Annotated in this window: 16 protein-coding genes and 2 other annotated features; all 16 genes read left to right on the top strand. The window is 39.5% G+C overall.

What is annotated here, in order from left to right:
• The first annotated feature begins 19 nt into the window (after positions 1-19).
• Positions 20-238, top strand: a binding site (T-box leader).
• Between the two features lie 159 nt (positions 239-397).
• The 16 genes from epsC to rpoC all read left to right on the top strand — a co-directional run bounded on the left by epsC (position 398) and on the right by rpoC (position 17,392).
• Positions 398-1,048, top strand: coding sequence for a serine O-acetyltransferase EpsC (epsC, locus tag ACQKN4_RS12700; RefSeq protein WP_079562388.1), 651 nt, complete (start codon positions 398-400; stop codon positions 1,046-1,048).
• Positions 1,045-2,445: a cysteine--tRNA ligase gene (cysS, locus tag ACQKN4_RS12695; RefSeq protein WP_079562387.1), complete on the top strand. Its 1,401-nt coding sequence runs from the start codon at positions 1,045-1,047 to the stop codon at positions 2,443-2,445. Before epsC ends, cysS begins: the two co-directional genes overlap by 4 nt.
• Positions 2,430-2,870, top strand: a complete 441-nt coding sequence (locus ACQKN4_RS12690) for a Mini-ribonuclease 3 (protein ID WP_079562386.1) — start codon at positions 2,430-2,432, stop codon at positions 2,868-2,870. The genes cysS and ACQKN4_RS12690 overlap by 16 nt, the downstream gene beginning before the upstream one ends.
• The gene (rlmB, locus tag ACQKN4_RS12685) at positions 2,870-3,622 is read left to right on the top strand and encodes a 23S rRNA (guanosine(2251)-2'-O)-methyltransferase RlmB (RefSeq protein WP_427483841.1); all 753 of its coding nucleotides are present in this window, start codon (positions 2,870-2,872) and stop codon (positions 3,620-3,622) included. The genes ACQKN4_RS12690 and rlmB overlap by 1 nt, the downstream gene beginning before the upstream one ends.
• A gap of 2 nt (positions 3,623-3,624) precedes the next feature.
• Positions 3,625-4,137 carry an NYN domain-containing protein gene (locus ACQKN4_RS12680; protein ID WP_079562452.1) on the top strand — a complete coding sequence of 171 codons (513 nt, stop codon included), beginning with the start codon at positions 3,625-3,627 and terminating at the stop codon, positions 4,135-4,137.
• 68 nt (positions 4,138-4,205) lie between these two features.
• Complete coding sequence (gene sigH, locus ACQKN4_RS12675; protein ID WP_079562384.1) at positions 4,206-4,853, top strand: RNA polymerase sporulation sigma factor SigH; 648 nt, start codon at positions 4,206-4,208, stop codon at positions 4,851-4,853.
• A gap of 7 nt (positions 4,854-4,860) precedes the next feature.
• Positions 4,861-5,076, top strand: a complete 216-nt coding sequence (rpmG, locus tag ACQKN4_RS12670; protein ID WP_370044011.1) for a 50S ribosomal protein L33 — start codon at positions 4,861-4,863, stop codon at positions 5,074-5,076.
• Between the two features lie 47 nt (positions 5,077-5,123).
• Positions 5,124-5,309 carry a preprotein translocase subunit SecE gene (secE, locus tag ACQKN4_RS12665; protein WP_053596042.1) on the top strand — a complete coding sequence of 62 codons (186 nt, stop codon included), beginning with the start codon at positions 5,124-5,126 and terminating at the stop codon, positions 5,307-5,309.
• Positions 5,310-5,819: 510 nt separating this feature from the next.
• Positions 5,820-6,353, top strand: coding sequence for a transcription termination/antitermination protein NusG (gene nusG / locus ACQKN4_RS12660; RefSeq protein WP_079562382.1), 534 nt, complete (start codon positions 5,820-5,822; stop codon positions 6,351-6,353).
• Between the two features lie 227 nt (positions 6,354-6,580).
• On the top strand, positions 6,581-7,006 hold the full coding sequence (gene rplK / locus ACQKN4_RS12655) for a 50S ribosomal protein L11 (protein WP_004233593.1): 426 nt from the start codon (positions 6,581-6,583) through the stop codon (positions 7,004-7,006).
• 119 nt (positions 7,007-7,125) lie between these two features.
• Entirely contained in the window at positions 7,126-7,824 is a 699-nt protein-coding gene (gene rplA / locus ACQKN4_RS12650) for a 50S ribosomal protein L1 (RefSeq protein ID WP_079562381.1), read from the top strand.
• Positions 7,825-7,885: 61 nt separating this feature from the next.
• Positions 7,886-8,032, top strand: a sequence feature (ribosomal protein L10 leader region).
• Between the two features lie 32 nt (positions 8,033-8,064).
• Positions 8,065-8,565, top strand: coding sequence for a 50S ribosomal protein L10 (gene rplJ / locus ACQKN4_RS12645; RefSeq protein ID WP_079562380.1), 501 nt, complete (start codon positions 8,065-8,067; stop codon positions 8,563-8,565).
• A 72-nt stretch (positions 8,566-8,637) separates the two neighbouring features.
• Complete coding sequence (rplL, locus tag ACQKN4_RS12640) at positions 8,638-9,000, top strand: 50S ribosomal protein L7/L12 (protein ID WP_079562379.1); 363 nt, start codon at positions 8,638-8,640, stop codon at positions 8,998-9,000.
• A 77-nt stretch (positions 9,001-9,077) separates the two neighbouring features.
• The gene (locus tag ACQKN4_RS12635) at positions 9,078-9,680 is read left to right on the top strand and encodes a class I SAM-dependent methyltransferase (protein WP_079562378.1); all 603 of its coding nucleotides are present in this window, start codon (positions 9,078-9,080) and stop codon (positions 9,678-9,680) included.
• A 241-nt stretch (positions 9,681-9,921) separates the two neighbouring features.
• Positions 9,922-13,497: a DNA-directed RNA polymerase subunit beta gene (rpoB, locus tag ACQKN4_RS12630; protein WP_170938996.1), complete on the top strand. Its 3,576-nt coding sequence runs from the start codon at positions 9,922-9,924 to the stop codon at positions 13,495-13,497.
• 208 nt (positions 13,498-13,705) lie between these two features.
• Positions 13,706-17,392, top strand: a complete 3,687-nt coding sequence (gene rpoC / locus ACQKN4_RS12625) for a DNA-directed RNA polymerase subunit beta' (RefSeq protein WP_079562376.1) — start codon at positions 13,706-13,708, stop codon at positions 17,390-17,392.
• Positions 17,393-17,448: the final 56 nt, after the last annotated feature.

Genomic DNA, 17,448 nt, shown 5'->3' with positions numbered 1-17,448 from the left:
TGTAAAATGTATTTACATTGAAAAAGCGTTGATAAGGAGAAGTAAGTGGCGCATGCTCTAAAGAGAGGACCATCACCGGCTGAAAGTGGTCTGAGCCTAGGCAAAACTGAAATGCACCTTTGAGCATAAAGCTGAAAAAAAGTAGGCTTTATCGATTCGTTCCCGTTATAGAACGTCCAGAGTGGAAGGCATTCGCCTTCAATCAGAGTGGAACCGCGCAAATTTTAGCGTCTCTGTCATTCCTTTTTTGGGATGATAGGGGCGCTTTTTTATTTTCTAGACATAGACTTGAAGTGGGGGATGCGCCAAAATCACTCGGTAACTCTAGGGTGAAATCAACGTCAGCTATAGTATTTCGAAGGATCAAGGTAGATCAAAATGAAAAGGGGGAGCTTTTGTGTTTAAAAGAATGAAGGAAGATGTAGAAACAATTTTTGAGAATGACCCGGCTGCGCGTAGTGTATTCGAAGTGATATTAACATACTCGGGCTTGCACGCTACTTGGGCACATCGAGTTGCACATTGGTTCTTTAAAAAGCGTTTTTATTTTATAGCCCGTACCATTTCACAAATTAGTCGCTTCTTTACTGGAATTGAAATTCACCCTGGAGCGAAAATCGGTCGACGTTTCTTTATTGACCATGGGATGGGTGTTGTTATTGGTGAAACATGTGAGATTGGTGATAATGTAACGTTGTATCAAGGTGTAACTTTAGGTGGTACAGGAAAAGAAAAGGGGAAACGCCATCCGACATTAGAGGATAATGTACTAGTTGCAACAGGTGCGAAAGTGTTAGGTTCTATTACAATTGGTGAAAATAGTAAAATTGGTGCAGGCTCAGTTGTCTTAAAAGAAGTGCCACCAAATGCTACGGTTGTCGGTATTCCTGGTAAAATAGTGATTAAGGATGGAGTCCGTCTAGAGAAAAAACTAGACCATCAAAATATCCCTGACCCTGTAGAAGAACGTTGTCAAGCTTTCGAGAAGCAGATTGCAGCAATGAATCAGGAAATCGAACGCTTACAAAAGGAGAGAGAAATACAATGAGTATTCAAATTTTCAACTCATTAACACGACAAAAGGAAACTTTCGTACCGCTGGAGGAAGGCAAAGTAAAAATGTACGTTTGCGGTCCGACAGTATATAACTACATTCACATTGGGAATTCACGACCTGTTATTGTCTACGATACAGTGCGTCGTTATTTCCAATACAAAGGCTACGATGTGAAATTTGTTTCAAATTTCACAGATGTGGACGACAAAATTATTAAGGCTGCAAATGAACTTGGAGAAGAGGTTCATGAATTAACGGAACGCTTTATTGCTGCATACTTTGAAGATATTACAGCGTTAGGCTGCAAGAAAGCAGATGTACATCCACGCGTAACAGAGCATATGGATGATATCATTCAATTCATTCAAGTTTTAATCGATAAAGGCTATGCTTATGAGTCAGCGGGTGATGTTTATTACCGCACTCGTAAATTTAATGGTTACGGTAAATTATCTCACCAAGCGGTGGATGATTTAAAAATCGGTGCTCGTATAGAAGCGGGTGAGAAAAAAGATGATGCGTTAGATTTCGCTCTATGGAAAGCTGCGAAGCCAGGCGAAATTTACTGGGAAAGTCCATGGGGCAAAGGACGTCCAGGTTGGCATATTGAATGCTCAGTAATGGCGCGTGAGCATTTAGGAGATACTATGGATATTCATGCTGGTGGGCAAGATTTAACATTCCCGCATCATGAAAATGAAATTGCACAATCTGAAGCTCATAATGATAAGACATTTGCGCGTTATTGGATGCACAATGGGTATATTAATATTGATAATGAAAAAATGTCCAAATCTCTTGGCAATTTTATACTCGTAAATGATATTCGTAAACAAATTGACCCGCAAATTTTACGATTCTTTATGCTTTCGGTGCATTATCGTCATCCGATTAACTTTGCGAAGGATTTAGTAGATGCAGCCGCAAATGGTTTAGAACGAATTCGTACTGCCTACAACAATGTCAAACACCGTTTAACAGCAACAGCAAGCTTAGGTGATTGCTCAGAAGGATGGCTTGGAAAAATTGCTGAACAAAAAGCGCATTTTGAAGAAGCGATGGATGATGATTTTAATACAGCCAATGCTATTTCCGTATTATTTGAATTAGCGCGAATCGCAAATATTTATTTAAATGAAACGAATACTGATGAAAAAGTATTATTGCATTTTACTGAAACTTTTGAGGTGTTAGGTGACGTCTTAGGTATTGAATTTGCAAAAGAAGAAGAGTTATTAGACGAAGAAATTGAAGCGCTTTTACAGGAGCGTATAGAAGCTCGTAAAAATCGTGATTTTGCCCGTTCAGATGAAATTCGTGACCATTTGCAAGCACAAGGTATCGTTTTAGAAGATACGCGACAAGGAACTAGATGGAAACGAGGGTAAGTAATTTGGATAAACTCCGCAACGAAGATGTTAAGCAATTGAATGCATTAGCGTTAGCCTATATGGGGGACGCAGTTTTAGAACAAAAGGTACGAGAGCATCTGCTACGTGCGGGTCGCGTCAAACCTAACACACTTCATAGGGAAGCGACACATTACGTATCAGCGAAAGCACAATCTATGATTGTACATCGAATGATGGATGAAGGCTTTTTAACAGAGGAGGAGTTGGCTGTGTTCCGTCGTGGACGCAATGCCAAATCCGGCTCTGTGCCGAAAAATACAGATGTTCAAACATACCGTAATAGCTCAGGCTTTGAGGCTGTGCTTGGTAGTTTATTTTTATTAAATGAATTAGAACGCGTTTATGCAATCATTGCATACGCTATTCAAATAATCGAGGAATCGAAAGGAGTGTCAAATTAATGGCAGAGCAAAATGGAGAAATGATTGCCGGTAAAAACCCAGTGTTAGAAGCACTTCGTTCAGGCCGCGATATGAATAAAGTATGGATTGCAGAAGGTGTGAAAAAATCGGGGGTTAACGAACTTCTAGATTTGGCACGTGAACGTGGTGTCATTGTTCAATTTGTCCCGAAGAAAAAGGTTGATCAATTATCAGATGCCAATCACCAAGGAATTGTTGCCTCTGTTGCGGCATATCAATATGCGGAGCTAGAGGATTTATTTGCGGCTGCGGCAAAAAAACAAGAAGATCCATTTTTCTTAATTTTAGATGAGCTAGAGGATCCGCATAATTTAGGCTCTATTATGCGAACTGCTGATGCGATAGGTGTGCATGGTATTATTATTCCGAAACGCCGTTCTGTGAGTTTGACAGCCGTAGTGGCAAAGGCATCAACTGGGGCAATTGAGCATGTACCTGTCGTGCGTGTTAACAATCTAGCGCAGACGGTGGATGAGCTAAAAGAACGAGGGGTATGGATTGCAGGTACAGATGCCAAGGGTTCTGCAGACTATCGTAAAATGGATGCAACATTGCCGCTTGCGATTATTATTGGTAGTGAAGGCAAAGGAATGGGCCGCTTATTAAAAGAGAAATGTGACTTTTTATATCATTTGCCGATGATTGGACATGTCACATCACTAAATGCATCGGTAGCTGCTGCACTTTTAATGTACGAAGTGTATCGTAAACGTCAAGAAGCGAATGATTGACAATGAAAACTATTTTGCTTGTTGACGGCTATAATATGATAGGAGCTTGGAAAGAGCTACGACCATTACGTGATACAAATTTTGAAGATGCCCGTAAGAGATTGATTGAGCTTATGGCTGAGTATAAGGCAGCTATGGGGTGGCGCGTAATTATAGTTTTTGACGCACATCTTGTACCGGGTGTGGAGCAAACTTATTTAGAAAACGATGTCGAAATCATTTATACACGGAAAAATGAAACAGCAGATGAACGTATTGAAAAAATGACTCACGAACTAAAGGCTAGAAATGTACAGATTCACGTAGCGACTTCCGATATGGCAGAGCAAAACGTTATTTTTGGTAACGGTGCTCTGCGAAAATCGGCAAGAGAGCTAGAAATTGATATGGGTATTATCCAACATAAAATTTCTCATGAGGTGAAACAAAAACATGATAGCAGACCGCCATCCCGCATGGAGCTTAAGCCGGATGTTGCTTTGGCCTTTGAAAAATGGCGGCGTGGTTTGAAATGATTGATTGACTCATATTTTCCAATTCCGTTATACTGTTCCTAATTATCTGTTGTGGCTGAGGTGATACCATGTTTAAAAATAGTATTGTACAAGTGACACAAGATTTTGAACGATTCAATGATGAAGAACTTATTGAAATGGTGCATCAAGGTAATACAGATGCGTTGGATTATTTAATTACGAAATACCGTTTGTTAGTAAGAGCAAAGGCTAGATCTTATTTTTTAATTGGTGCAGATAAGGAAGACATTGTGCAAGAGGGCATGATTGGTTTATATAAAGCCATTCGTGATTTTAAGGGAGATAAGCTTGCTTCTTTTCGAGCTTTTGCTGAGCTGTGTATTACAAGGCAGATTATTACGGCTATTAAAACGGCTACGAGACAAAAGCATATTCCACTAAACTCATATGTTTCTCTGGACAAGCCTATTTTTGACGAAGAGTCAGATCGTACTTTAATGGATGTATTAACGGGTGCTATTATGGATGATCCGGAAGAGTTAATGATTCATAGAGAAGAGTTTGGCTACTTAGAAGAGAAGATGGGTGAGATTTTAAGTGAACTAGAACTACAAGTGTTAGCTCTTTACTTAGATGGTCAGTCTTATCATGAAATTTCTGCGAAACTAAATCGTCATGTGAAGTCTATTGACAATGCTTTACAACGAGTAAAGCGTAAATTAGAGCGACATTTAGTTCTTGAAGAAATGTCTTAGCAGTTGTATGCCTTTGTTGACATTGACAAATATAGGTGTTAGTCTTGAAAAGACAAAGTGCCGAAAAGGTGATTATATGGCAAAAAAAGTCGTTCTAAATTGCGAAAAATGCGGATCGAGAAATTATACGTTTCCAGCTAAGGAAGATTCAACTGTACGCCTCGAATTAAAGAAATTTTGCTCGCATTGCAATGAACATACAGTGCATAAACAAACGCTATAAATAATTTGTAAATAGACAGATATGATTGATTCGGAGGTTAGGCTAGAATGGGCAAGATTAAAGGCTTTTTCAGCAATGTAATGTCGGAAATGCGCAAAACAAGCTGGCCAAAAAGTAAAGAACTGACGAAATATACAGTCGTTGTAATTTCAACTGTTGTAATTATGGCTTTATTTTTTGTGTTAGTAGACTTAGGTATTTCATCATTATTCCGCTGGTACTTAGAGTTATAATTTAGTAAATAGCATGTTAATACTTCTGAAATAGCCCGTCATTACAATAAACGGGTTTTTTCGTTTGTTTCGTTTGTTGTATGAAGTAATCAGCAGTAAAATATTCTTAATATGATAAGTACGCTACTCGGGATAGTATGGGGGTAGCGATAGATGACTATGCTAGATTTGGTATATATCATCAGGCTTTCGCTAGCTATTAGCGAAAGCTATGTTTTTCTAATAGCAGTTTGTGAAAAGAGTAAAGAATGCACTTAGCATATCCGATTCTTTTCACTTTTATCATCATTCAGTAGAAGATTCCTGCTTCTAAAAGTGGTAGGTTGAATGCAAATGCAGTTCCTCTTTGGTAGGTGTCCAAACACCGACTGAATGAAGATAAAGCCGCTGGCAGATGTCACGGATTTTGAAAGGAACTAATTGTGCAAGCACAATACAAAATCCAGACACAATTACGCCAAGGCGTAATTGATTTAGTAAGGGAGGGACGGACGAGGAGTCCTAGTAGTTATGGAGAAAAATTGGTATGTTGTTCATACGTATTCAGGGTATGAAAACCGTGTAAAAGCAAACCTAGAGAAACGTGTAGAAACGATGGGTATGCAAGATAAGATTTTCCGTGTTATTGTGCCTGAACACGAAGAAACGGAATTAAAGGATGGGAAAAAGCGTACAATGATGCGTAAAGTTTTCCCTGGTTATGTTTTAGTAGAACTTATTATGACAGATGATTCTTGGTATGTTGTGCGTAATACGCCAGGCGTAACTGGCTTTATCGGTTCATCTGGCGGTGGTGCGAAGCCAACACCATTATTACCTGAAGAAGCGGACCGTCTACTACAACAAATGGGCATGACTGACAAAGTTGTCGAGATTGATATTTCTGTTGGAGAAGCGGTAGAAGTATTAGAAGGGCCTTTCGCACACTTCCAAGGACGTGTTGAAGAAATTGACACTGAAAAAGGAAAAGTGAAGGTTTCTGTAGACATGTTTGGTCGCGAAACAATTATGGAACTTGATTTTGAGCAAATACAAAAAATGTAGTTTTAGCAACTAAAGTGCCATATGTCTGATGAGTATGTCACAGAATTTGTTATTTACTACTTGCTTAAAAAAAATAAAAGTGGTATCATTTCAAAGGTCAGACTGTCATACTTTGGTTTGACGTCTGCAATGATAATTTTAATGTTATCGGCACTTAGCTGACAGACAGATATTGAGTGGGAGGGGCAACCCAATTACCACATCACGGACTTAAGGAGGTGTGTCTCGTGGCTAAAAAAGTTATTAAAGTTGTTAAACTTCAAATCCCTGCTGGTAAAGCAAATCCAGCCCCACCGGTTGGTCCTGCATTAGGTCAAGCAGGTGTGAACATCATGGGATTCTGTAAAGAATTCAACGCGCGTACTGCTGATCAAGCTGGTCTTATTATTCCAGTTGAAATTTCAGTATTCGAGGACCGTTCATTTACTTTCATTACGAAAACTCCACCTGCAGCAGTTCTACTTAAAGTAGCAGCTGGTATCCAATCTGGATCAGGTGAACCAAACCGTAAAAAAGTTGCAACGGTTAAACGTGATAAAGTTCGCGAAATCGCTGAAACTAAAATGCCAGACCTTAACGCTGCTTCAGTTGAAGCTGCAATGTTAATGGTTGAAGGTACTGCACGAAGCATGGGTATTGTTATTGAAGACTAATCCCATTACTTGATGATGTATTTGTTTTTTGGAAGGTTGCGGAGTTTCTTTGTGAACGCGCAACCTTTATTCGTGGGAGGTAAAATCCGCTATAACCACAATCAAGGAGGAATTATATAATGGCTAAAAAAGGTAAAAAACTGCAAGATGCAGCAAAATTAATCGACCGTAACGCAGTATACGGTGCACAAGAAGCAATCGAACTTGCTCAAAAAACTAGCTCAGTGAACTTCGACGCTACTGTAGAAGTTGCTTTCCGTCTAGGAATCGATACTCGTAAAAACGACCAACAAATCCGTGGTGCAGTAGTGTTACCAAACGGTACTGGTAAAACTCAACGTGTATTAGTATTCGCTAAAGGTGAAAAACTTAAAGAAGCTGAAGCAGCTGGTGCTGACTATGTAGGCGATGCAGAATACATCCAAAAAATCCAACAAGGTTGGTTCGATTTCGATGTAATCGTTGCAACTCCTGACATGATGGGTGAAGTTGGTAAACTTGGTCGTGTATTAGGACCTAAAGGTTTAATGCCAAACCCTAAAACTGGTACAGTTACTTTCGATGTAACTAAAGCGATCGAAGAAATTAAAGCTGGTAAAGTAGAATACCGTGCTGACAAAGCTGGTATCATCCACGCTCCTATCGGTAAAGTTTCTTTCTCTGCAGAAAAATTAGTAGAAAACTTCTTAACTGTATTTGATGTAGTACAAAAAGCAAAACCTGCTGCTGCTAAAGGTACTTACATGAAATCTGTAAACGTTACAACTACAATGGGCCCAGCTATTAAAGTTGACGCTTCAAGCGTAGCAGTAAAATAATTAGTTTTTTTATATAAATCTGTTGACGGCTCTGTCTATCTGTGATATGATGGATGCTGTTGTGAATCATCCATTTGTACCGTAGACAGTAGGAGTGACTTGTCACTTAATGATCCTACCGAGGACATCGGAATTCGGATTCTTATTTTAAAGATGATGACTTTCAGCCTCTGTGTCTATTTGACCCAGAGGCTTTTCTTTTGTCGGTATAAATGACCCATTCTAATAGGAGGTGTCATCATGAGCAAAGCAATCGAAAACAAACAAGTACAAGTTCAAGAGATTACTGAGAAATTCCAAAACGCTGCTTCTGTAGTAGTTGTGGATTACCGTGGTCTTAACGTTACACAAGTGACTGAGCTTCGTAAACAACTTCGTGAAGCTGGCGTTGAGTTCAAAGTTTACAAAAACACTTTAACTCGTCGTGCGACTGAAGCTGTTGGCCTTGAAGGAATCAATGACGTATTAGTTGGTCCTAACGCAATTGCGTTCTCTAATGAAGATGTTGTAGCTCCTGCTAAAATCATCAACGAGTTCGCTAAGAAAAATGAAGCTTTAGAAATTAAAGCAGGTATTATTGAAGGTACAATCTCTTCTGTTGAAGATGTTAAAGCACTTGCAGAACTTCCATCACGCGAAGGTCTTCTTTCTATGCTTTTATCTGTACTTCAAGCTCCAGTGCGCAACTTCGCACTTGCAACAAAAGCTGTTGCAGAACAAAAAGAAGAACAAGGCGCGTAATTCCATACGCACTATAACTTCTGCGGCTTAACCCGCAACAAAAAAACATTATCCAATTAGGAGGAAATTATAATGAATAAAGAGCAAATCTTAGAAGCTATCAAAGCTATGACAGTTCTTGAATTAAACGATTTAGTAAAAGCTATCGAAGAAGAATTCGGTGTAACAGCTGCTGCTCCTGTAGCAGTAGTAGGTGGTGCTGCTGCTGGCGCTGCTGAAGAAAAAACTGAGTTTGACGTAGTACTAGCATCTGCTGGTGGCGAAAAAATCAAAGTAATCAAAGCGGTTCGTGAAATCACTGGTTTAGGTCTTAAAGAAGCTAAAGAAGTAGTAGATAACGCTCCTAAAGCTCTTAAAGAAGGCGTTTCTAAAGATGAAGCTGAACAAATCAAAGCTAAACTTGAAGAAGTTGGCGCATCTGTAGAAGTTAAGTAATCTCGTATTACTTTTAAACAAAAGGAAAGCTCGTCATTGCGGCGAGCTTTTTTTCTTCATTCTGAGGAGGCGTGAAAATGTCAGATCACTATTATACAAGTAAGCCTCAAACTGAGAGTAAACCTCGTCACTGGACATTCAAATTGTTAGGGCATACGTTTTCCTTCGAAACGGATGCAGGGGTATTTAGTAAAAGCGAAGTAGATTTTGGATCCCGTGTATTAATAGATGCTTTTCAAATGCCAGATATTGATGGTGCAATTTTTGATGTGGGGTGTGGGTATGGACCGATTGGATTATCGATTGCCAAAACAAACCCAGATCGTGCCGTTCTTATGATGGATATAAATGAACGTGCAGTTGCACTCTCACAAAAAAATGCGCAAATAAACGGTGTTCAAAATGTACGGATATTTGTGAGTGACGGACTATCGATGGTTGACAACGATGTAAAAGCCGCAGCTATTTTAACCAATCCTCCAATTCGCGCAGGAAAGGAAACAATTTTCCGTTTTTACGATGGAGCTTATGATAAGTTAGTGTCATCTGGCGAGTTGTGGGTAGTAATACAGAAGAAGCAAGGTGCACCATCAACGGTAAGTTATTTAGAAGAAAAATTTTCTGAAGTCGATGTTGTGGAGAAGAAAAAAGGCTACTGGATAGTACGTGCAAAAAAATAAATGAAATATGCATAAATTATTGACTTGACAAATCGGCTATGATAACATGGTAAAATGCAAAAATATTATTTTGAGGTCGTATGCCCTTTTGTATATGATTGTTATAATGTGGGTATACTTGCCAAGATAAGTTTAGTTAACCGAAAATGAGATCTTTTTGAAGACTCGTTTTCTTTTTGTCTTTCGAAATCATACACTATTTGTATGATTTTGCAAAGACCTAATATCGCTTTATTGAGGGGTGAATGAGTTGACAGGTCAACTAGTTCAGTATGGACAACACCGCCAGCGTAGAAGCTTTGCGCGTATTAACGAGGTGCTTGAGCTTCCAAATCTGATTGAGATTCAAACGGCGTCTTACGAGTGGTTCCTTGAAGAAGGTCTACGTGAAATGTTCCGTGACATTTCGCCGATCGAGGACTTTACAGGTAATCTTTCATTAGAATTCATCGATTATTCATTAGGAGATCCTAAGTATGAAGTCGATGAGTGTAAAGAGCGAGATGTTACTTACGCAGCTCCATTACGTGTGAAAGTACGTCTTTACAACAAAGAAACAGACGAAGTGAAGGAACAGGATGTCTTTATGGGTGACTTCCCATTAATGACAGAAACAGGTACGTTCATTATCAATGGTGCTGAACGTGTTATCGTTTCACAATTAGTTCGTTCACCAAGTGTGTATTTCCATGATAAAACTGATAAAAACGGTAAGAAAGGTTTCGGAGCAACAGTTATTCCAAACCGTGGTGCATGGTTGGAATATGAAACTGACGCGAAAGATGTAGTATACGTGCGTATTGATCGTACTCGTAAGCTACCAGTAACAGTGTTACTTCGTGCATTAGGTTTCGGTTCAGACCAAGAAATTATCGATATTATCGGTGACAATGAATTTTTACGTAATACGTTAGAAAAAGATAACTCTGAAAGTACTGAAAAAGCACTTTTAGAAATCTATGAACGTTTACGCCCAGGTGAGCCACCAACAGTTGAAAGTGCGAAGAGTTTATTATACTCTCGTTTCTTTGATGCGAAACGCTATGATTTAGCGAATGTTGGTCGCTACAAAATGAATAAAAAGCTTCATATCAAAAATCGTTTATTTAACCAAACGATTGCTGAAACGCTTGTAGATCCAGAAACAGGCGAAATTTTAGTAGAAAAAGGTACAGTTCTTGACCGTCGTACTTTAGATAAAATCTTACCGTATTTAGAAGATTCATCTAAAGGAATCGGTTTCCGCACTTTATCGCAAGTAGGTGGAGTGCTTGAGGATGATGTAACAATCCAGTCTATTAAAATTTATGCACCAAAAGATGAAGCGCAAAAAGAAATCAATATTATTAGTAATGCGTACATCGATGAAGAAGTGAAGAATATTACGCCTGCTGACGTTTTATCTTCAGTAAGTTATTTCTTCAACTTACTTTACCAAGTAGGGGCAACAGATGATATCGACCACTTAGGTAACCGTCGTCTACGCTCTGTTGGTGAGCTTCTACAAAACCAATTCCGTATCGGTTTATCTCGTATGGAACGTGTAGTACGTGAGCGTATGTCTATTAACGATACAGCAGCAATCGTACCACAACAATTAATTAATATTCGTCCAGTAATTGCGTCAATCAAAGAGTTCTTTGGTAGCTCTCAGTTATCACAATTCATGGACCAAACAAATCCATTGGCAGAGTTAACGCATAAACGTCGTCTATCTGCATTAGGACCTGGTGGTTTAACACGTGAACGTGCTGGTTTCGAAGTACGTGACGTTCACTATTCTCACTATGGTCGTATGTGTCCAATCGAGACACCAGAGGGTCCAAACATTGGTTTAATTAACTCATTATCTTCATTTGCCAAAGTAAATAAATTCGGATTCATTGAAACACCTTATCGTCGTATTGACCACGAAACAGGTGCAGTAACGAATCAAATTGATTATTTAACAGCTGATGAAGAAGATAACTACTATGTAGCACAAGCGAACTCACTATTAAATCCTGATGGTACATTTGCTAAAGAAGAAGTAGTAGGCCGTTTCCGTGGGGATAATACAGTATTTAACAAATCGCAAATGGACTACATGGACGTATCACCTAAACAAGTAGTGTCAGCTGCGACTGCATGTATCCCGTTCTTAGAAAACGATGACTCGAACCGTGCACTTATGGGTGCCAACATGCAACGTCAAGCAGTTCCTCTTCTTAACCCAGAAGCACCATTTGTTGGTACTGGTATGGAACACGTTGATGCGCGTGACTCAGGTGCGGCTGTAGTAGCGAAATATGATGGTATTGTTGAGCACGTTGAAGCTCGCTCTATCCATGTTCGCCGTATTGAAGTCGTTGACGGTAAAGAGGTTAAAGGCGATTTAACAAAATATAAATTACAAAAATTCATTCGTTCTAACCAAGGTACTTCATACAACCAACGTCCACTTGTAAAAGTTGGCGAACGTGTGAAACCACGTGACATTTTAGCAGATGGTCCATCTATGGAAAATGGTGAACTTGCTCTTGGTCGTAACGTACTTGTTGCGTTCATGACTTGGAACGGCTTTAACTATGAGGATGCTGTTATTATGAGCGAACGCCTTGTAAAAGACGATGTTTATACATCTGTTCATATTGAAGAATATGAATCAGAGTCTCGTGATACAAAATTAGGACCTGAAGAAATCACTCGTGATATTCCAAACGTCGGGGAAGATGCACTTCGTAATTTAGATGAACGTGGTATCATTCGCGTTGGTGCGGAAGTACGTGACGGTGACATTCTTGTAGGTAAAGTAACGCCTAAAGGGGTTACAGAATTAACAGCTGAAGAACGTTTATTACATGCTATCTTCGGTGAAAAAGCTCGTGAAGTACGTGATACTTCATTACGCGTACCACATGGTGCTGGCGGTATTATTCTTGACGTAAAAGTATTTAACCGTGAAGATGGCGATGAATTACCACCAGGTGTTAACCAATTAGTTCGTGCTTACATTGTTCAAAAGCGTAAAATCCGCGTAGGGGACAAAATGGCCGGACGTCATGGTAACAAAGGGGTTATCTCTCGTATCTTACCGGAAGAGGATATGCCATTCATGCCAGACGGTACTCCTGTTGATATCATGTTAAACCCACTTGGTGTACCTTCTCGTATGAACATCGGACAAGTTTTAGAATTACACTTAGGTATGGCTTCTCGTTCCCTAGGCATTCATATGGCAACTCCAGTATTTGATGGTGCCAACGAGGAAGATGTTTGGGAAACGATGGAAGAAGCAGGTATGAACCGTGATGGTAAAACAATCCTGTATGATGGACGTTCAGGTGAACCATTTGATAACCGTGTATCAGTAGGGATCATGTACATGATCAAACTTGCTCACATGGTTGATGATAAACTTCACGCGCGTTCAACTGGTCCATACTCACTTGTTACACAACAGCCACTTGGTGGTAAAGCACAGTTCGGTGGACAACGTTTTGGTGAGATGGAGGTATGGGCACTTGAAGCATACGGTGCTGCTTATACACTTCAAGAAATCTTAACAGTTAAATCCGATGACGTTGTTGGTCGTGTGAAAACATACGAAGCAATCGTTAAAGGTGAAAGTGTACCAGAGCCAGGCGTTCCTGAATCATTCAAAGTATTGATTAAAGAACTTCAATCTCTTGGTATGGATGTGAAAATGTTAACAGTCAATGATGAAGAGGTAGAGCTTCGCGATTTAGACGAAGAAGAAGATCTTCAACCAGCTGATGCACTTAACATTGCACCACAGAAAGATACAGAAGAAGAGCCAGTAGAGTCTTTTGAATAATGGAAAACGTTAATTCACATTATTAGTGAACACGGTCAAAGTTATTTTTCAAATTAGTCGGGCAGGATTTAACGCCCTGTCCGGCTTCTTCTTTTAATAAATTATTCTATTTTTAATCTTTTGCTAAAGAGAAATGATTCTTGCAAACGATTATCGAGCTGCGTAAAAGAGTCTTTATAAAGACCTATACTAGAGGGAGGTAGGCTCCTTGATAGACGTTAATGAATTTGAATATATGAAAATTGGTTTAGCTTCTCCTGACAAGATCCGTTCTTGGTCATACGGTGAAGTTAAAAAACCTGAAACAATTAACTATCGTACTTTAAAACCAGAAAAAGATGGTTTATTCTGTGAGCGTATTTTCGGTCCAACTAAGGACTGGGAGTGTCATTGTGGTAAATACAAACGTGTACGCTACAAAGGCGTAGTTTGTGATCGTTGTGGTGTTGAAGTAACACGCGCGAAAGTTCGTCGTGAACGTATGGGCCACATCGAATTAGCAGCACCAGTTTCACATATCTGGTACTTCAAAGGTATTCCTAGCCGTATGGGTCTTATTTTAGATATGTCCCCACGTGCACTAGAAGAAGTAATTTACTTTGCTTCTTACGTTGTAATCGAGCCAGGTGCTACAAACTTAGAAAGTAAACAACTACTTTCTGAAAAAGAGTACCGTGCATATCGCGAAAAGTTCGGCAACACATTCGAAGCATCTATGGGTGCGGAAGCAATTAAAAGATTATTAGGCAAAATTGATCTTGAAGATGAAACTCATTCTTTAAAAGAAGAGTTAAAATCAGCACAAGGTCAACGACGTACGCGTGCCATTAAACGTCTTGAAGTTGTTGAATCATTCCGTAACTCAGGTAACTCTCCTGAATGGATGATTTTAGATGTACTACCGGTTATTCCACCAGAGCTTCGTCCGATGGTGCAATTAGATGGTGGCCGTTTCGCAACTTCTGACTTAAACGATTTATATCGTCGTGTAATCAACCGTAATAACCGTTTAAAACGTTTACTAGACCTTGGTGCTCCAAGTATCATCGTACAAAACGAAAAACGTATGTTACAAGAAGCTGTTGATGCATTAATTGATAACGGTCGTCGTGGTCGTCCTGTAACAGGTCCTGGTAACCGTCCATTAAAATCACTTTCACATATGCTGAAAGGTAAACAAGGTCGTTTCCGTCAAAACTTACTTGGTAAACGTGTTGACTACTCTGGTCGTTCGGTTATCGTAGTAGGTCCAAACTTAAAAATGTACCAATGTGGTCTACCAAAAGAAATGGCAATTGAATTATTCAAGCCTTTCGTAATGAAAGAGTTAGTAGAACGTGGCCTAGCTCATAATATTAAATCTGCTAAACGTAAAATAGAGCGTTTAAACAACGATGTATGGGACGTTTTAGAAGATGTTATTCGTGAGCATCCAGTATTACTAAACCGTGCACCTACGCTTCACCGTCTTGGTATTCAAGCGTTTGAACCAACACTAGTTGAAGGTCGTGCTATTCGTCTTCACCCATTAGTATGTACAGCTTATAACGCTGACTTCGATGGTGACCAAATGGCGGTTCACGTACCATTATCAGCGGAAGCGCAAGCAGAGGCTCGTCTTCTAATGCTTGCTGCACAAAATATCCTGAACCCGAAAGACGGTAAACCAGTTGTAACACCATCTCAAGATATGGTATTAGGAAACTACTACTTAACACTTGAACGTGAAACAGCTCGCGGCGAAGGAACAATTTTCTATGGACCAAACGAAGTATTAATTGCATATGATACAGGTCATGTTCATTTGCATACTCGTATTGCGATTAAAGCAAGCTCGTTAAATAACCCAACATTTACTGAGGAACAAAATAATATGTTCTTATTAACGACTGTTGGTAAAGTAATCTTTAACGAAATCTTGCCTAAATCATTCCCATACATTAATGAGCCAACTGATTTCAACTTAGAGCAAGAAACACCAAGCAACTACTTCGTTAACTTAACAATTGATGAAGAAACGTTAAAAGAGCTTGAAGCAGATGCTGCTTATAAGGGACTTGATGAAAAAGGTAAAGTAGAAGCACAACGCACAGCTGTACTGCGCAAACACTTTGCATCAGTACCAGTTGTAAATCCATTCCGTAAAAAATTCTTAGGTAATATCATTGCTGAAGTATTTAAACGTTTCCACATTACTGAAACATCTAAAATGCTTGACCGCATGAAGAACCTAGGATTCAAATATTCAACACGCGCTGGTATCACAGTAGGTGTATCTGACATCGTCGTATTACCAGACAAAGGCGAAATTTTAGCGGTAGCTCAAGAAAAAGTAGATAAAGTTCAAGCGCAATTCCGTCGTGGTTTCATCACGGAAGATGAGCGTTATGATCGCGTTATCTCAAGCTGGAGTGCTGCGAAAGATGAAATTCAATCTAAGCTAATGAAGTCGCTTGAGAAAACAAACCCAATCTTTATGATGTCTGACTCAGGTGCCCGTGGTAACGCATCTAACTTTACACAGTTAGCTGGTATGCGTGGTCTGATGGCCAACCCGGCTGGTCGTATCATCGAACTTCCAATTAAATCTTCATTCCGTGAAGGTTTAACGGTATTAGAGTACTTCATCTCAACTCACGGTGCTCGTAAAGGTCTTGCCGATACAGCCCTAAAAACTGCCGATTCAGGTTACTTAACACGTCGTCTTGTTGACGTAGCACAAGATGTTATCGTTCGTGAGGATGACTGTGGAACTGACCGTGGTTTAACAATCGGTGCGTTAATGGAAGGCACAGAGCTAATTGAAGCGTTAGATGAACGTATTATCGGTCGTCATACGAAGAAAACAATCCATCATCCAGAAACGGGCGATGTAATTTTAGAAAAAGACGGTTTAATCGACCAAGATATCGCTCGTAACATTATAGAGCTAGGTATCGAAGAAGTTACAATCCGTTCTGCGTTTACATGTAATACAAAACATGGCGTATGTAAAAAATGTTACGGCATGAACTTAGCAACAGGTGAAGAGGTTGAAGTTGGAGAAGCAGTTGGTATTATTGCGGCTCAATCAATCGGTGAACCAGGTACACAGTTAACAATGCGTACATTCCATACAGGTGGGGTTGCCGGGGATGATATTACACAAGGTCTTCCACGTATCCAAGAGATTTTCGAAGCACGTAATCCTAAAGGTCAATCAGTTATTTCTGATATCGCAGGTACTGTTTCAGACATCACTGAAATTCGTGAAGGTCTAAAAGAGATTACAATTGAAGGTGAAGTAGAAACACGTAAATACGCAGCACCTTACAATGCTCGTCTGAAAGTACAAGAAGGCGACTTTGTAGAACGTGGTCAAGTATTAACAGAAGGTTCTATCGATCCAAAACAATTGTTAAAAGTTAAAGACGTTTCAACAGTTCAAGTATACCTGTTAAAAGAAGTACAAAAAGTATACCGTATGCAAGGGGTAGAAATCGGTGATAAACATATCGAGGTAATGGTTCGCCAAATGCTTCGTAAAGTACGTGTAATTGAAGCTGGAGATACAGAATTATTACCAGGTTCATTACTAGATATTCACCAATTCTCAGAGGCAAACGTAGATGCTGTTATGAATGGCAAAAACCCTGCAACTTGTCGTCCTGTGATCCTTGGTATTACAAAAGCGTCTCTTGAAACAGAATCATTCTTATCTGCTGCATCATTCCAAGAAACAACTCGTGTGTTAACGGATGCTGCTATTAAAGGTAAACGTGATGAACTTCTTGGTCTGAAGGAAAACGTAATTATCGGTAAACTTGTTCCTGCAGGTACTGGTATGCAACGTTACCGTCAAATCCGTATTGAAAAAGATGAGCTTGAGACAGAAAACCTAATTTCTGCTGAATAATCATTAAAATAAGTGCCGAGGAGATGTATTTTTATCATCTCTTCGGACTTTTTAAA

The organism is Lysinibacillus sp. NPDC093692 (genome assembly GCF_050280125.1).
GTDB lineage: Bacteria > Bacillota > Bacilli > Bacillales_A > Planococcaceae > Lysinibacillus.
The sequence above is the reverse complement of the archived record's forward strand: the minus strand, read 5'-3'. Positions and strand labels throughout refer to the sequence as shown.

Bases quoted from the DNA above. Each gene is read 5' to 3' on its own strand.
- cysS (WP_079562387.1), top strand. From the start codon at position 1,045: ATGAGTATTCAAATTTTCAACTCATTAACACGACAAAAGGAAACTTTC.
- ACQKN4_RS12690 (WP_079562386.1), top strand. From the start codon at position 2,430: ATGGAAACGAGGGTAAGTAATTTGGATAAACTCCGCAACGAAGATGTT.
- rlmB (WP_427483841.1), top strand. From the start codon at position 2,870: ATGGCAGAGCAAAATGGAGAAATGATTGCCGGTAAAAACCCAGTGTTA.
- ACQKN4_RS12680 (WP_079562452.1), top strand. From the start codon at position 3,625: ATGAAAACTATTTTGCTTGTTGACGGCTATAATATGATAGGAGCTTGG.
- sigH (WP_079562384.1), top strand. From the start codon at position 4,206: ATGTTTAAAAATAGTATTGTACAAGTGACACAAGATTTTGAACGATTC.
- rpmG (WP_370044011.1), top strand. From the start codon at position 4,861: ATGCCTTTGTTGACATTGACAAATATAGGTGTTAGTCTTGAAAAGACA.
- secE (WP_053596042.1), top strand. From the start codon at position 5,124: ATGGGCAAGATTAAAGGCTTTTTCAGCAATGTAATGTCGGAAATGCGC.
- nusG (WP_079562382.1), top strand. From the start codon at position 5,820: ATGGAGAAAAATTGGTATGTTGTTCATACGTATTCAGGGTATGAAAAC.
- rplA (WP_079562381.1), top strand. From the start codon at position 7,126: ATGGCTAAAAAAGGTAAAAAACTGCAAGATGCAGCAAAATTAATCGAC.
- rplJ (WP_079562380.1), top strand. From the start codon at position 8,065: ATGAGCAAAGCAATCGAAAACAAACAAGTACAAGTTCAAGAGATTACT.
- rplL (WP_079562379.1), top strand. From the start codon at position 8,638: ATGAATAAAGAGCAAATCTTAGAAGCTATCAAAGCTATGACAGTTCTT.
- ACQKN4_RS12635 (WP_079562378.1), top strand. From the start codon at position 9,078: ATGTCAGATCACTATTATACAAGTAAGCCTCAAACTGAGAGTAAACCT.